This is a genomic window from Streptomyces sp. NBC_00273, from assembly GCF_036178145.1.
Classification (GTDB): Bacteria; Actinomycetota; Actinomycetes; order Streptomycetales; family Streptomycetaceae; genus Streptomyces.
The window spans coordinates 9,734,719-9,747,837 of record NZ_CP108067.1 but is presented as its reverse complement, the minus strand read 5'-3'; the positions used below and the strand labels follow the sequence as shown (position 1 = coordinate 9,747,837).

At 68.9% G+C, this 13,119-nt stretch carries 14 protein-coding genes and 2 pseudogenes; 5 read left to right on the top strand and 11 right to left on the bottom strand.

All coding sequences use genetic code 11. The features are described 5' to 3' along the window. Positions 1-201: 201 nt before the first annotated feature. The 4 genes from OG386_RS43970 to OG386_RS43955 form a co-directional block, all read right to left on the bottom strand. Positions 202-804 carry an alkaline shock response membrane anchor protein AmaP gene (locus tag OG386_RS43970; RefSeq protein ID WP_328792887.1) on the bottom strand — a complete coding sequence of 201 codons (603 nt, stop codon included), beginning with the start codon at positions 802-804 and terminating at the stop codon, positions 202-204. Between the two features lie 36 nt (positions 805-840). Then, positions 841-1,503: a DUF6286 domain-containing protein gene (locus tag OG386_RS43965; RefSeq protein WP_328792886.1), complete on the bottom strand. Its 663-nt coding sequence runs from the start codon at positions 1,501-1,503 to the stop codon at positions 841-843. 35 nt (positions 1,504-1,538) lie between these two features. Further along, positions 1,539-1,838, bottom strand: coding sequence for a hypothetical protein (locus tag OG386_RS43960; RefSeq protein WP_328792885.1), 300 nt, complete (start codon positions 1,836-1,838; stop codon positions 1,539-1,541). Positions 1,839-2,719: 881 nt separating this feature from the next. Further along, on the bottom strand, positions 2,720-3,457 hold the full coding sequence (locus OG386_RS43955; protein WP_328792884.1) for an SDR family oxidoreductase: 738 nt from the start codon (positions 3,455-3,457) through the stop codon (positions 2,720-2,722). Between the two features lie 92 nt (positions 3,458-3,549). Between OG386_RS43955 and OG386_RS43950 the strand changes: the two genes are divergently transcribed. The 3 genes and pseudogenes from OG386_RS43950 to OG386_RS43940 all read left to right on the top strand — a co-directional run. After that, a complete protein-coding gene (locus tag OG386_RS43950; protein ID WP_328792883.1) occupies positions 3,550-4,413 on the top strand; it encodes a LysR family transcriptional regulator in 864 nt (287 codons plus the stop codon). A gap of 192 nt (positions 4,414-4,605) precedes the next feature. Next, on the top strand, positions 4,606-4,842 hold the full coding sequence (locus OG386_RS43945; protein WP_328792882.1) for a hypothetical protein: 237 nt from the start codon (positions 4,606-4,608) through the stop codon (positions 4,840-4,842). Positions 4,843-5,037: 195 nt separating this feature from the next. Beyond that, positions 5,038-5,577 (top strand): annotated as a pseudogene (locus OG386_RS43940) (transposase); the annotation flags it as partial. Between the two features lie 324 nt (positions 5,578-5,901). Here the strand turns inward: OG386_RS43940 and OG386_RS43935 are convergent. Next, positions 5,902-7,611 (bottom strand): vWA domain-containing protein, encoded by a 1,710-nt coding sequence (locus OG386_RS43935; RefSeq protein ID WP_328792881.1) that lies wholly within the window; start codon positions 7,609-7,611, stop codon positions 5,902-5,904. Positions 7,612-7,784: 173 nt separating this feature from the next. On the opposite strand from OG386_RS43935, the gene OG386_RS43930 reads away from it, so the two are divergent. After that, entirely contained in the window at positions 7,785-7,916 is a 132-nt protein-coding gene (locus OG386_RS43930; protein ID WP_328792880.1) for a hypothetical protein, read from the top strand. Positions 7,917-8,193: 277 nt separating this feature from the next. Here OG386_RS43930 and OG386_RS43925 read toward each other — a convergent pair whose 3' ends face one another. Both OG386_RS43925 and OG386_RS43920 read right to left on the bottom strand, forming a co-directional pair. After that, positions 8,194-8,670: a hypothetical protein gene (locus tag OG386_RS43925; RefSeq protein WP_328792879.1), complete on the bottom strand. Its 477-nt coding sequence runs from the start codon at positions 8,668-8,670 to the stop codon at positions 8,194-8,196. Between the two features lie 7 nt (positions 8,671-8,677). Then, a complete protein-coding gene (locus tag OG386_RS43920) occupies positions 8,678-9,226 on the bottom strand; it encodes a hypothetical protein (protein WP_328792878.1) in 549 nt (182 codons plus the stop codon). Positions 9,227-9,960: 734 nt separating this feature from the next. On the opposite strand from OG386_RS43920, the gene OG386_RS43915 reads away from it, so the two are divergent. Then, entirely contained in the window at positions 9,961-10,314 is a 354-nt protein-coding gene (locus OG386_RS43915) for a hypothetical protein (protein ID WP_328792877.1), read from the top strand. Positions 10,315-10,561: 247 nt separating this feature from the next. Here the strand turns inward: OG386_RS43915 and OG386_RS43910 are convergent. The 4 genes and pseudogenes from OG386_RS43910 to OG386_RS43895 all read right to left on the bottom strand — a co-directional run. Continuing rightward, positions 10,562-10,765, bottom strand: a pseudogene (locus OG386_RS43910) (IS5/IS1182 family transposase); the annotation flags it as partial. Positions 10,766-10,944: 179 nt separating this feature from the next. Further along, the gene (locus OG386_RS43905) at positions 10,945-11,328 is read right to left on the bottom strand and encodes an STAS domain-containing protein (protein WP_328792876.1); all 384 of its coding nucleotides are present in this window, start codon (positions 11,326-11,328) and stop codon (positions 10,945-10,947) included. Between the two features lie 419 nt (positions 11,329-11,747). Then, complete coding sequence (locus OG386_RS43900) at positions 11,748-11,945, bottom strand: hypothetical protein (protein WP_328792875.1); 198 nt, start codon at positions 11,943-11,945, stop codon at positions 11,748-11,750. A 379-nt stretch (positions 11,946-12,324) separates the two neighbouring features. Further along, positions 12,325-12,993 carry a DUF402 domain-containing protein gene (locus tag OG386_RS43895; protein WP_328792874.1) on the bottom strand — a complete coding sequence of 223 codons (669 nt, stop codon included), beginning with the start codon at positions 12,991-12,993 and terminating at the stop codon, positions 12,325-12,327. Positions 12,994-13,119: the final 126 nt, after the last annotated feature.

Here is a 13,119-nt window from a genome sequence, read left to right as displayed (position 1 = left end):
CTTCCTTGCCGGAGGCAGTGGTCTGCGGCCCTGGCCGCGTGATCGATACCCGTTGCGCCACTTCTTGTCAGTCCGGACGTCGAGCCTCCCGACGACCGGGACGACTGCTAGAACTCAAGCCCAGGGGGCGATGCTGGCTATCAGGCCGCTTCATGTGCGGGCCGGGCAGATGCCCCACGCAGGGGTGCAGGGGTAGTGGCCCTAGTCTGCGCGGCGGGCTTTGTGCGGGGTCGCCCTCAGGTGCGCACGGGCGTTGAGGTCACGGCCCGTTGATTGCCGTGCACGCTCCAGTGGACCGTCGTACAGCTCCTGGAGAACGGGGCCGGGCTCGGTGGCGGGGCTGAGGGTGATGTCGAGGTCTACCTCGGGATGGCGGGAGGAACCGGTCATGCGTGCGCGGGCCTGGCTGACAGCGGACAGCCGGCGGGCGTCCGCTGCGAGGGCATCGCTGAGCGCCTCTTCGCGCAGTTCCACCCCGTCCACGGTCGGCGTTTCTCCCACCGTCAAGGGGCCGGGGCGGGAGCGGCGCAGTTGCGTGAGCAGCCACCACAGGGCGAGCAGGACGACGATCGCCAGGACTGCAATGGCCGAAGGCCACCACCATCCTTCGCCGGTCCAGCGCGTGCGGTCTGCCTCGCCGAGGAGGACGTGGGCGGGGACGGTCAGGGGCCAGCCGTCGGGTGGTGTCATGCGCCAGCGCCGGTAGAGGTCGAAGCCGCCCGCCAGGATCAGCAGGCCCCCACCGAGCAGGATGATGCCCGCTACGGCCAGCAGGGTTCGGTTGACTACGGACTTCCTCTTCATCGAGATCCCCTTTTCCTGCCTCTTCCGGCGGGGCGGTCAACCGGGCGGGGCTACTTGCGGCGGGGGCGTACCCCGGACGTCGAGCCGCGGAGGGCGGGCCAGGGCAAGCCGGTCGAGCTGCTCCTCCAGAGCGGCCTGCAGATCGGCCTTGACATCGGCCGGGGCGCGGAAGCGGACATCCGCGTGTACTGCTACGCGGTGTTGAGAGAACTTGACCTTGGCGGCGCTGACGCCCGGGACATGCATCGCGGCATCCCGAAGACGGAGTTCCGCAGCATTGCGGTCCAGCACGGCATACATTCGCGCGCCGGGTGTCTGCAGGGGCAGCTGGCGACGCAGACCGGGGGTCAAAGCCAGGATGATCAACCAGAGTCCGAGGGCGGCGATGACACCTGCGCCGGTTTGGACAAAGGTGTCGTCCAGCGGGCGGGTGGCCAGTTCGTCGGCCGAGCGCCGGCGCCACGCTGCGGCTGGGCTGCCCGCGCGAACCCTGATGACGTCGAACAGGAGAAGGCCGGCCGCAGCCCCGATGATCAGTGCTGTGATCGCGGCGGGTATCCGGCGCGCGGACCATGGGCGCGCAGCCGGACGGGGCTCAGGTGGAGGCTTCTGGGGCAGCGGCACCGCGGTGCGCGAAGTGGCCTCGTCTGTCGCCGGGGGTCTCTTTGTCTGCGCCGGTGCGTCTTGGTCGCGTTCCATGCCGCCTCTCCTTCCCGGTCGCGATGCGCTCCGGTTCACTGCACGCGTCGGCGTTGCGAGCCGTCGGCGGGAACGAGGCGCTCGATGGCGAGGGTGACTTCAGTGACGCGCATCCCGGTCAGGTGGGCTACCCGCTCGCTGACGTAGTGCTGCACGTGGCGGGAGGCCAGGACGAGGTCTGACGGATAGGGCAGCTCCGCGTTGAGCCCCAGGCGGGCTGAGCTGCCGGCGACGGTCGCCGAGGCGTGGGGGGCGGCAAGCTGTGCGGCCGCGCCCGCGGTGTCCGCGCTTTCGGCCAGCGCCTCCTTTGCCGCGCGGGCCGCAATACGGGCCACCACCCTTTCCGGAATGACTGTGGCGCCGCGTTCAGCGGGCGGTAGGGGCGCTGCCCGGGCGGGGGCGGCTGCCTCATAGCTTCCCCACCTCGTCAGGCCACCACAACGTCGCGACGGGATGCTATCGATCGCACGTTCTGATGCCGCACCGCCCCGGACCCGATGACCGACACAGGTCGGTGCGATGTTCCTGGAACCCAGCAACATTCCAGAGCCGGCCCAGCATCGGATGATCCTGGAACCGCCGACATCCGTACTTGCAGCCAGCCTCGCCGGCGCTGCCGTCTGCCGATCACCGCACGATGCCCCGCCCAGAGGGCGGGGCATCGTGCATGTCAACGCGCCGGGGGTGATGTTTGTCAGTCTTCAGCCGAGCTCGGGTGCAGCGCCTTCGTCACAACGCCCTTCTCCAGCTTGAATCGATTCTCCAGCCCGTACTGCTTGGCGTGCTCCGTCACCGCGTCACCGAAGACGGCCGCCGCCCCCAGCCAGTGGCGCCACCGCTCCGCCGAGTACGGCCCCTGCAGCGCCTCGATGAAATCCGCGGCAAATAACCAGCTGCCGACTGAGCTCTAGGGAGGGAAGGTGCAGAAGCCTCAAAGTGGCGTTCACTGCGTTCATAGCGCCTGCCATAGCAGTCGGCGCGAGCATGACATGGGCATTCGTCACTCATGTCAGCAACCAGTGAGCATCATGCGTCAGTGCCGACCACCAGGGCGCTATACCACTGACACTCAGATGACGATGCTCAACTGACACTCTCCCGCAGACCATCAAAGTCGAAGTTCCAGGTGGGGTCCAGCTCCCGGTAGCGGATGGTGGGTGGGTTCGCAGGGAGCTGATCACCGGTCGTCGAGATGTGTGCGTTGGCGGGTTCGTGATCACCAGGGGACGACGCCGTCGTCCTCGAAGAACAAACCGGTCGGGCCGCCGTCGGGCAGGGTGGCAAGCCGGATCGCCGTGGTCGCGCCCTGTTCAGGAGTGCGCGGCCCTTGGAAGCCTGTGAAGTCGGTCGCGACCAGGCCCGGGCAGGCGGCGTTGATCAGGATGTTCGTACCGGCGAACTGCCGGGCGTACTGCACGGTGAGGGCGTTGAGGAACGACTTCGACGGCGCGTAGGCCGCCATGATCGGGCCGATCTCGATGTCCGGGTCCGATTGCCGGGTCAGGGAGCCGACGCTACTGGAGACGTTGACGATGCGTGGCGAGGCCGAGCGCCGCAGCAGTGGCAGCATCGCGTTGGTGACCCGGACGACACCCATGACGTTGGTATCCACGACCGTGCGGAGCGCCTCCAGGTCGAGCGCGGTCGGGTCCTGCACCCATCCCGGGTCCATCTCGCCCGAGATGCCGGCATTGTTGACCAGGGCGTCCAGGCGCCCGGCCAGCCGTTCGATCAGTTCCGCAGCATCAGTGACGCTGTGGTCGTCGGTCACGTCCAGCGGTACCCCGAACGCGTCCACGCCGCCGGCGCGCAGCTTCGCGACGGCGGTTTCGCGTCGGGTGGCGTCGCGGGCTCCCACGCCCACGCGGTACCCGAGGCTGCCCAGCCCGGCCGCGATCTCGTACCCGATTCCCTTGTTCGCGCCGGTCACCAGCGCGATCATCGTTTCGCTCATGCTGATGATGTTGACTCGCGGACGAGTGGCACGGCCAACACCGATACGGTGTCCTGTCATACCTGTCAAGTATCACCGCGTATGCTGCGGCCGTGGACACCCTGGAGACCCGCGAGTTGAGGTACTTCGTGGCGGTCGCCGAAGAACTGCACTTCGGGCGCGCCGCCGAGCGCCTCGGCATGGCGCAGCCGCCGCTATCGCGGGCGATCCAGCAGCTCGAACGGCGCCTCGGGGTCTGCCTGCTGCAGCGCAACCGCCGTGGTGTCCGCCTGACCGGTGCCGGAGAGGTGCTGTTGCACGAGGGCCGGGCGGCCCTCGACGCGACCGCTGCCGCTGCTCGCCGCACCCGGCGCGCCGGCGGTGCCGACAGCCCTGGCGGCTCCCGCGGTCGGCTGGTCCTTGCGGTGAAGGCCGCCGCGTCGCACGAACTGCTGCGGAAGCTTCTCGACGCCTACGCGGCCGAGCCCGGCAGTGCCGAGATCGAGGTGTTGCTGTGCGGTATGTGCGAGCAGGAGGAGTTGCTGCGCGACGGACGGGCTGATGTCGCGCTCATGCATGCGCCGTGGAACTCCCTCGCGGGGTTCGACAGCGAGGCACTGACGACCGAGGGACAGGTCGCCGTCCTGCCTGCCGGGCACCCGCTCGCCGCCCGCGAGACCTTGTCCCTGGCTGATGTCAGGAATGTCCCCGATCTGCCGCTCGCCCGCTGGCCCACCCACGGCACCTACGCACCCGGCCCGGGCCCCGAGATCCACAACCAAACGCAACTGGCTCAGTTGATCGCCCTCGGACGCACCGTGGCGGTCGTCCCCGACTCCGCCCGCTCCTGGCTGTGGGCCGAGCACACGGCCGTCCCCTTGACCGACGCGCCTCCCGTCGTGACCCACATCGCCTGGCCCGCGCACAGCCGCTCCCTCGCCCTGGCCGGCCTGGTCCGCACGGCCGCACATCTTTGACCAGGTCCTGCCTCCATCGGCCACCAGCCGGGACAGCTCAGACTCCACCAGGGCCGGTGGGACCCGGTCGTGAGATTGGTGGGCGCGCATGTTGAGGTGTCGCGTATTCGTCAGTGGAGACGTGTTCATGGCCTGGTGGGGTGGCGGACAGTGAGTTCGGGAGTCTTGCTCTCTGCTGTTTGACCTGGTTTCGTGACCGCGATCTTTCGCTTACTCCAGGTAGAGAGCTGTCAAGCGGGGCAGTCGGCGAGTCATTTCGTCGTGGTCATCGACAAGATGGTCGACATCGGCAGCGGTGCGCCGGACAAAGAGAACGGACACTTCGCCGAACTCGGGTGGGCCAAGCCCTTCCTGACCTCGGGGACCGCCACCAGGGACGTCTCCTGGAACAGGGGTAACATCCTCGGCGCGAACGTATCCGGTGGGTGAGAGGGCGGCCGATGGCGGCATGGCTGTCGTTCCGGGGCGCCGTCGGGGCGGCGCTGCTGACCGTGGTCACAGTGTCTTCGTGCACGGCGGGCGGGAGTGCGACGCCGGCACGTGCAAGGTGCGGCACGAGCTCGACCAGATCACCTCACGGTTCCCGTCGTTCAAGCAGCTTGAATCCACGTCGTGGTGCGGGATCGACCCGGACAAGCCGTCCCGGTCGACACCACCCGCCTGGACGTCCTGGCCCTCTTCGACGACGGCCGCCTCGCCCGCCCCGAGCTGACCATCGCCGTCGACGTCGCCACCCGTGCCATGCTCGCCGCTGTGCTGTGCCCGAGCGCGACCAAAGCCGTCGATGCGGCTCTGCTGCTCACCGAAATGGCCGTCCCGCACCCCGCCCGGCCGACCTGGCCGGACGTCCTGCGCATGGACCGTGCGCGCGCACTCCCATACCAGCGTCTGGCCACGCTGGACGAGCGCTTGGCCGGTGCGGCGGCGCGGCCGGCCGTCCTGCCCGAGACGATCGTCGTCGACCGAGGCAAAATCTTCGTCTCCCGGGCGTTCACCGCCGCCTGCGAGAGCCTCGGCATCAGCGTCCAGCCCGCCCCGCCTCACGCTCCCACCGCCAAAGGCATCGTCGAGCGTGCCTTCGGGACCATCAACGCCCTCTTCTGCCGGCACCTGCCCGGCTACACCGGATCCGATGTCACCCACCGCGGCCCCGACACCGAGAAAGCGGAGCGCCTCATTTGCGGTGATCTCGATGGCGTGATTGCCGAAGATCAGGGCGATCAGATCGACCGGAGAAGTCGTCCGTTCTCCCTTGTCGCCCACCAGCTGCAAGGCGGCGCGCATGATTCGTCGGTGGCGGATCTTCGCTTGGAGGTGGGCGCGGACCTTGTCGAGCATGGGCCAACCTTCTTTACGGGTCGGTGCGGCGACGGTCTTCCACGCGCTTGTGGTTGTGGCGGCGCAGGCTACGTGGGGTACGGAATTATGGCTGATCGTCTTGTTCTACCGGCGGCTGGTGCGGCCCAGACAGGTGCGGCCCGGCGGCGGTCACCACACGTCGTCATGATCTGTGGCGAGCCCAGCCACGGTCTCTGCCCAGCGAACGGCTGCAGCGACCTGCCGAGGGCCATTGGCGTCATTCGGGCGCAACTCCGGTTTTTGCAGGAATTCCTGGAGTACACCGTAATCGGCGCCGGCGCCGACGCCGAAGGCGATGCGAACCGCCTGATTGCCCCACGCAGAGGCAGCCAAGGCGCGCAGTCCAGAGCGCCAGTCGTCCGTCGGCGGCGCGCCGGACACCAAGGCCAGCACCGGTGGCGGCGCCTGTAAGGGCATCGGTGGAACTTGCAGGGCGCGGGCAGCCAACCGGAAGGCTGCGCCCATGTCGCAGGCCCCGTCGCCGGCACCGCCTTGGGAGTCGATGTCGGACCATCTCGCCAGGTGGATGTCGACCGCTTCCGTCTGCCAGCGAGCACCAGAGCTGAACGTCCCCACCCGCATCTCCGGTCCCACGTCGGGGTTGTCGCTCGAACGCGCGCACATTTCCGGAATGAACTCTCTGATGGCGTAGTTCAACTGGCCGATCTTCTCGCCTGCCATCGACCGGGAGCAGTCGAGCAACCAGATGAATTGGACAGGGCGGTACATCCGGGCGTTGCGGAGGTCGTAATCCTGCGCGGTCGCCCCGTCTTCCGTGAGGGGAAGACCCGACACGACGGTAGAGCCGGCGGCCTGGGCCCCGTAGAGGTCGCGTGCGGTGGCGGCGTATCGGTCGTGGCCGCCGCGTCCTGCTTCGGCACTCGGAGAAGCGTGAGCTTCCTCGGCACCGAGGTTGTCCGACGCGTCCGTGCTGGTGGGAGAGTTGTCCAAGATGGTCAGGCCGGTGTCGTCGAGTTCGGTGGTGATGCGGTCGATGGTGGCGGCGTCGCTTTCGTTGACCACGCTCACATGTGCGAGGGCGTCGTCAACGTCATCACCTTCTGGATCTTCAGCGACGGGACCCGGTGCAAGTGGCACGGCGCCGGCGAGGTCGGGCAGGTGGTCGTGCGGAGAGGGCTGATCCCCTCGAAGGCGGTCGAGGTCCTCGGTGAGCTCCTCGATCCTCGCCTGGAGCCGGTCCGCGAGCTCCTGGGCCTGTCGTCGTTTCTCCTCGGCCAGTTCAAGCTCCCGCCTGGCCTTCTCCTTCTGCGCCTCGGCACGGCTGAGCTTGCGCTGTGCCGCTTCCAAAGCGACGCCGCGCTCGGCTTGAGCCAGGTGGTCGCGTTCCTCGGCTAGGCCGGTGACCCGGGTTTGCAGTGTGTGGATCATGCCGAGGAGGACCATGACGAGCTTCGCGGAGTTGTCAGCGGTCTGGCGGATCTCGGCCTGCTGCTCCAGAGACCGAGTGAGGCGGTCGTAGATCTCGATCTGCCGGGCCTGAAGCCGCGCCAGTTCCATCGAGTCCCCGGCAACGGCATCTACTGTTCTGCGGTCGGGCCTGGGCGGGTGCAGCGCATCCCGTAGGAGGGCGCCGGCTTCGCTGTGGCGGCGTTCGCGCAACGGAGCCGGGACTGTCGCGTTGACGATCGCGGTCACGAAGGCCTGCGGGGGGATCTTCCCGCTGAGGTAGACACCGACCTGGGACTTGGACAGGGAGATGTCTTCCGCCAGCACGGCGAGGGTCTTCTGCGACTCGTCGACCCGCGCGCGCAGGAACTCCGCCAGTTTCAGAGCCTGCGGGCTCGCGGGCCGGATCGGTCCCCAGGGCCTGCCGACCATTTCGCCCCCCACCCCGAGCCGCTCGCGTCCGTCCGGTCCGTCCGGGACAACCGCCCCTCCATCCGGAACCTACCTGCGGCGTCCCGTCCACGGGGTCCGGACAACTCAACTCCCCTCCATTGTCGCCTTCAAGCCGCGGCAGCGCGGACCGGCAGACACTGAAGGGGCACCTCATGAACGACGTACTCTCCCTCGTCGCAGACGTCCTCACGATCGCCGGGACATCCCTGTCGGTCATGCTGGAGATCCGCCGGACACGCAAGGAGAGGGACGAGGAGCAGGGCGGAGAGGAGAGCGGATCCTGACCGGAACGGGAAGAGGCATGTCAGGGCGAAGGATTTCCGACCACGTCGCGCCGGCCCATCACTGGATGGGCCGAGCACACTGCCTGTCGGCCCTCCGCCGCCACGGTGCGGAGCAAGCGGCCGTAGTCGGCTGCCTCACCTTCGGCGGCACTGCGGATGCGGATGCGGATGCAGCAGTTCTTCGGCGCTGTTGCCGAGCCAGTGGCCGATCCCGGTGTGGTGGAGTTCCGCGGGCCCCGGGGGACTTCCCCCGGGGCCCGCGGCGTTGCTGGACGATCTACTGTATGAGCCCGGCGAGGGCCTGCTCAGCCATCTGGATGCCCTGCGTTGCCGCCATGGTGGTGGCGCCCTCCAGGAGCTTGTCCTTGAGCTGAGTGGCGAACTGGCGCAGGCGGCCCGGCTCGGGGTGATCGGAGGTCGCCTCTTCGTGGAGGTCTTGGGCGACGCGCTCCAGCTCCACGCGGTCCTCGTCGGGCATGCCCAAGATGGGACTGACCTGGCCGATGTACCCGGCGAGCTGGACGAACAGCGTGGGGTCGAGGCCGTCGGTGTTGTTCTGGGTGAAGTGCTGCTGCTCGCCGATGATGAGGCCCTTGGCGTTCGGCATGTAGTTGTTGTACGTGGTGCCGGGGCGGGGCTGGTTGACGTGGTCCTGCACGCTTCCTCCTGCCAGGGCGCAGCGGGTGCCCTGAGGTGTGATGGCGACCTTGGCGGGGTCGGTGTCGATGTGCTTGATGAGGTTGTGCTCGGCCATTGGGCGCTCAGCGGATTTCCGTGATCACCTGATTCAGGGGCTCGGGCTTGGCGCGGGCGGCGGTGTGCATGGCGAGGATGTCGCCGCGCAGTCGGGGGCGGAGGCCGTCCTGCCGGGCCAACGTCGCCAGGATGTGGAGGTGGTCGGTGGCGTGCCGCACGGCGACCCACCGGCAGGCCTGTTCGTCGCCGTGCACGGCGATCCCGGCGGCGTGCACCATGGCGGCGGCTACGTGCGCCCACTGGTCGTCGAACAGGGTGGGGTCGTCGGGGTGGTTGCGGACCGAGACATGCCACATGTGTTCCGCCGGCGGTACGCCGCGCAGCGCTTCGACGGGGGCGTCCAGGAGCAGCGCCAGGTCCGCGCGCGTGATGCGTTCCGGGTGGCGGGCCGGGCACGGCAGATCCGGATCCCAGCCGGCGACGAGGTGGCGGTCGGTGTGCTCGTCGCGCTCGCCGGGACCGAAGAGATAGTCCAGGAGATCGACGGTCGTCGACCCGCCCGACGCCTTCTTCGGCATCACGACCGGGGGCGCCTCTCCCGCATCACCGCGCACGTCGCCGCATCCACCCGGACCACCACCCCCAAGGACCCCGCTGTGCCCGGCCGCGTCCGGGCACAGCTGCAGGGTGGGCTGACCGCGCGCAGCCGCCCCGCAGTGTCGTAGCGGCCGGCATAAAAACCTCGGCCAAGAGGTGGCGATGTCGGTTTCGATAGTGTCCTGCGATCCGTGCGGGCCTGACCCGATTCCGATGTGAGAACGGCCGGCTCTGCGTGGACGGGCTGCGGGCGACGGGGGCCGCGATGGCTCGGCGCCTCGCCTGGGGCACATACGCCCGACCACAGGCCGGTGCGTAGGTCGGATCCGGTGTGCGGCCACAGCACGGCCACGTCCAGGCGCAGCCGCTTGAAGCGGAGCGGGTGGCGCCAGATGCCGTCTCGGTCCACGGCGCGGTCGGCGCTGATCTCGGCCACCAGGTCGGGGCGGACCAGGCGCACGTCCAGGACGTCACGGCTCCCCCCGTCGCGGCGAACGTGACGCCCTCCCAGGGATGTCCGGGGCTGGCACCGAGCCGCTCAGATTTGCGCCCTCCCGTCAAGACACGTTCTTCAGGGGCATGACGGTGGCTACCACCAACGCGCCTACTTGAAGTGTGGTCACGCCGCAAAGACAGCGAGACCAGCCAGGAGAACGGCGGCCTTCCAGTGGCCCCGTATCAACCAGCCGCCGGTCGCTCGAGCGCAGCTTGCCCGACAGTTTTCCGGCGGCCTCTATCCGCAAGGAGCCTCATGTCGTATCATCGCCCCAGCCCGACCGCCGCTCAGTCAAAGCGCCGGATCTCGCGCTCCATGATGGTCTTCGCCTCAGTTGCCTTCGTCACCGGAGGCATCGCGCTGCCGGCCGCTGCGGCGATCGCGCCCCAGAGCCAGACCTCTGTCACGAGTCTCCCGTCCAACGGCAGTAACCCCCACCGGCAGCCCGGTGGCGGAGCCTACGGGCCGGACACGTGCAAGCCCGGCTACGTCTGGCGTGAGAAGTTCAAGGGCGACACCCTGTGCGTCACACCGGCGGAACGACAGCGGGCCAAGAACCGTGGCAGGGTGATCGACTCCGGCACGAACCTCGTTCCCGTGTACGAATAGTTCCCGACGCTTCGACGGTGAAGCCCAGGTCGGGCGTAAAGATCAACGGCCGCAAGCGGCAACTGGTGGTCCGCGGCGTGCAAGATAAAGGGCCGGCGTCATGGACGCCGGCCCCTTGTGGCAGGCCACGCGCCAACACCGCTCGCCTTGAAAGCTCCGTGAATGCGTAGCCCAGCGCCGACCACGCCCAGCGAGGCCGCCGGCACGCCCTTGGGCACCCCGATCTAGGGAGCGTATTTGGTCGTGATCAAGGGGTGGTTTTGGTGAGTTCCTTGATCCAGATCATCGAGGCGCGGAGGTAGAGGCCGGCGAGGTAGCTCTCGCGTGTCTTGTCGAACCGTGTGGCGAGGCCCCGCCAGGCTTTCAGCTTGTTGATCAGGCGCTCGACGGTGTTCCGCTCCTTGTAGAGCTCGGCGTCGTGGGCGACGGGCCGGCCGCCCCTGCTGCCCTTCACTCAAGGCGGAGTGTGCGGTCGAGGTCGTCGGGTGTGGCGAAAGCCGTGTTGGCCATTGCTCTGCGCACGAGTGGCTTTGTTAGCAAGTCGGCCTATGCAGCCAGGGCTGCGATCTTCGCGATCCCCACCATGGTCGCCCGCGTCTACGGAATGGACTTCGAGCACTACCCCCGCCCCTAGCAGGGCCGGCGGGAGCCGGCGGGGCGTACAGGCGGGTGCCCGGGCGACACCGGGCGGGATGGAACGTATCCATGTCGCGGAAGCGTGCGGCACAGCGGACGGGTCGGTGTCGACCGGTCGCCTGCCTGGGACGGTGTGGAGGTGATGTGGTCCAGGAGCCGCAGGGGCTGGCGCTGCCAGTTGTAGGCGAAGAAGGCGATGCCGCGTCCGTCGAGGTGGGCGGCGAGGTCGAGGAGGAGTTCCAGCCCAGCGGCGTCGAGGAATGTCAGGCAGCGCATGTCGCAGGCCACCACCGCTATGTGGTCGTCCAGGGCCGTCCACACCGGGGCGAAGGCGGGGTCCGAGTCGATGTCCAGCTCGCCGGCCGGGGTCAGGTGCAAGGTCGGACCGTAGCGTCGAATCGTGATGTGGAAGTCGCTTGGCCTGCTGTCCCACCTCGCCGCCATGCCGCCCTTGATGCGCCGGCGGGCCGGATGACGGCCCGTTTCGATCGTCGTCCTGCCCTGAACCCGGCCGCAAGCGGGAGCCTGCCGGTGACGCGGAGGCGGCAGTCACCGTGGGAGGCCACCTGGCGGCTGGCAGCGGTCCTTCGGTGGTCAGCGCCGTGTGGATCCCCTTCCTCTGCCGACTCGAAGTCCGCGACGGGCGGGGGCCGGGGCACGGGAGGTCCGGGTCTATCTTCTCGGCCCGCAATGCCACGGCAGGTAACACAGCGGGGCGTGGCATGACAGGACCCGGCCGACGTGACTACGGGCCCGGCCGGGTCCTGCGTGCCTGAGCGTGACGGCTCTGACGGTGGTCAGAGTTCTTCGTCGCGCATCTCGTCCCGCTCGCGCTCGCGGAACATTTCCTCCTGGCGGCGCCGCTTGAGCTCCTCTGGGCTCAAGCCCCGCTCGCCTTCCTGGCCCGCGCCGGCGTGAGTCTGGCCCGGGCGCGTCCGCTGCTGCTCTTCGCGGCCCTTGCCCGGTTCCTGATGCTTGTCCTGCATACCGCCCATGACGGCGACTCCTCTGAGATGCGTGGAAGGATTCCTCCCCGCTCACGCTGCCACCCAAAGTCACATCACGCACCATTTGCGTTACCAACTGTGGTGGGTGAGAGACGGCCCAGGGGCCGGCGGCGGCGTCGGAGAGCGGCTGGCACACGTTGAACGATGTGCCCGTGCCCCGTCGCCACGACTGTCAGGAGCCGACTCATGCTGGAGCGCACACGGCGCCGGGGCCCCGGGGACTGAAGAGGACCTCTACCCCACGGCTACTGCGTGGGTAAGAGGTGTCGTCGGCGCGGACAGGCTTGCCCAGTGGGGCTGACCAGGAACAGCGGGCGCTGTCCGATTTGCCGGGCTCCAACTCCCGGTCACACCTGCGGTCCCCCGCTCAAAGCAACCGTCCAGGCAACTGTTCAGCCCCCTTCCGGTGCACCCTCTCCCCGGCTGCCGTGGGCCGGGGAAGACAAGGCGTGGGCCAGGCCGGCTCCCGCCTCCAGGCCGCCCACCGCTCCGCCTGCGCGAAGATCCCGGAGCGTTCGGCGAGCATCGCCAGGACCTCACCGCGGGCGGCGTCAACGGCCTGTTGCTCGCTGTCGGAGACGATGCCGAGCCGGCGCACGTGGGCGTACTCGTCTTCGTCCTTCCACTCCCAGCGGGTGAGATCGGGCGTGACCACCAGGTCCACGGTGAGGTCGAGGGTGTCGAACCCGGCCTCGGTACGGCGGGTGGGGTGCTCGAAGTTGACGTACCAGTTCCGCAGCCGGCGCCCGTCCCCGTCGGGCACGCAGAAGGCGTTGATGCTGAACCAGGCCGTGGGCGGCTTCCACAGCAGCAGGTCGGTCTCCTGCCACACCGCGCCCGCGAGCTCCCAACGGCCGGCCGTCATCGCGTCGATCGCCTCCGTGCGCGCCGACCGGTCCCCCTCCGCGCGGGCCTGCGCGTACAGGGCGGGCCAGCGGGCCTGCGCTCCGGACGCGCAGGCGGTCACCAGCGCCTCGCCGGTGTCGGCGACGACCCGCAGTCCCTGCTTGCTCCAGACCCGGCCCGACCGGTGCACGTCACGCCGTACGACGGCTGGCGGGGACGGCGACTTCGGCCGGGGCCGGCTGACTGGGGGCCACGGCGGGGGGTGGAGCGGGAGCGGGTGGCCATCGGGGAGACCCGCAGCCGGGACGCGGACGCG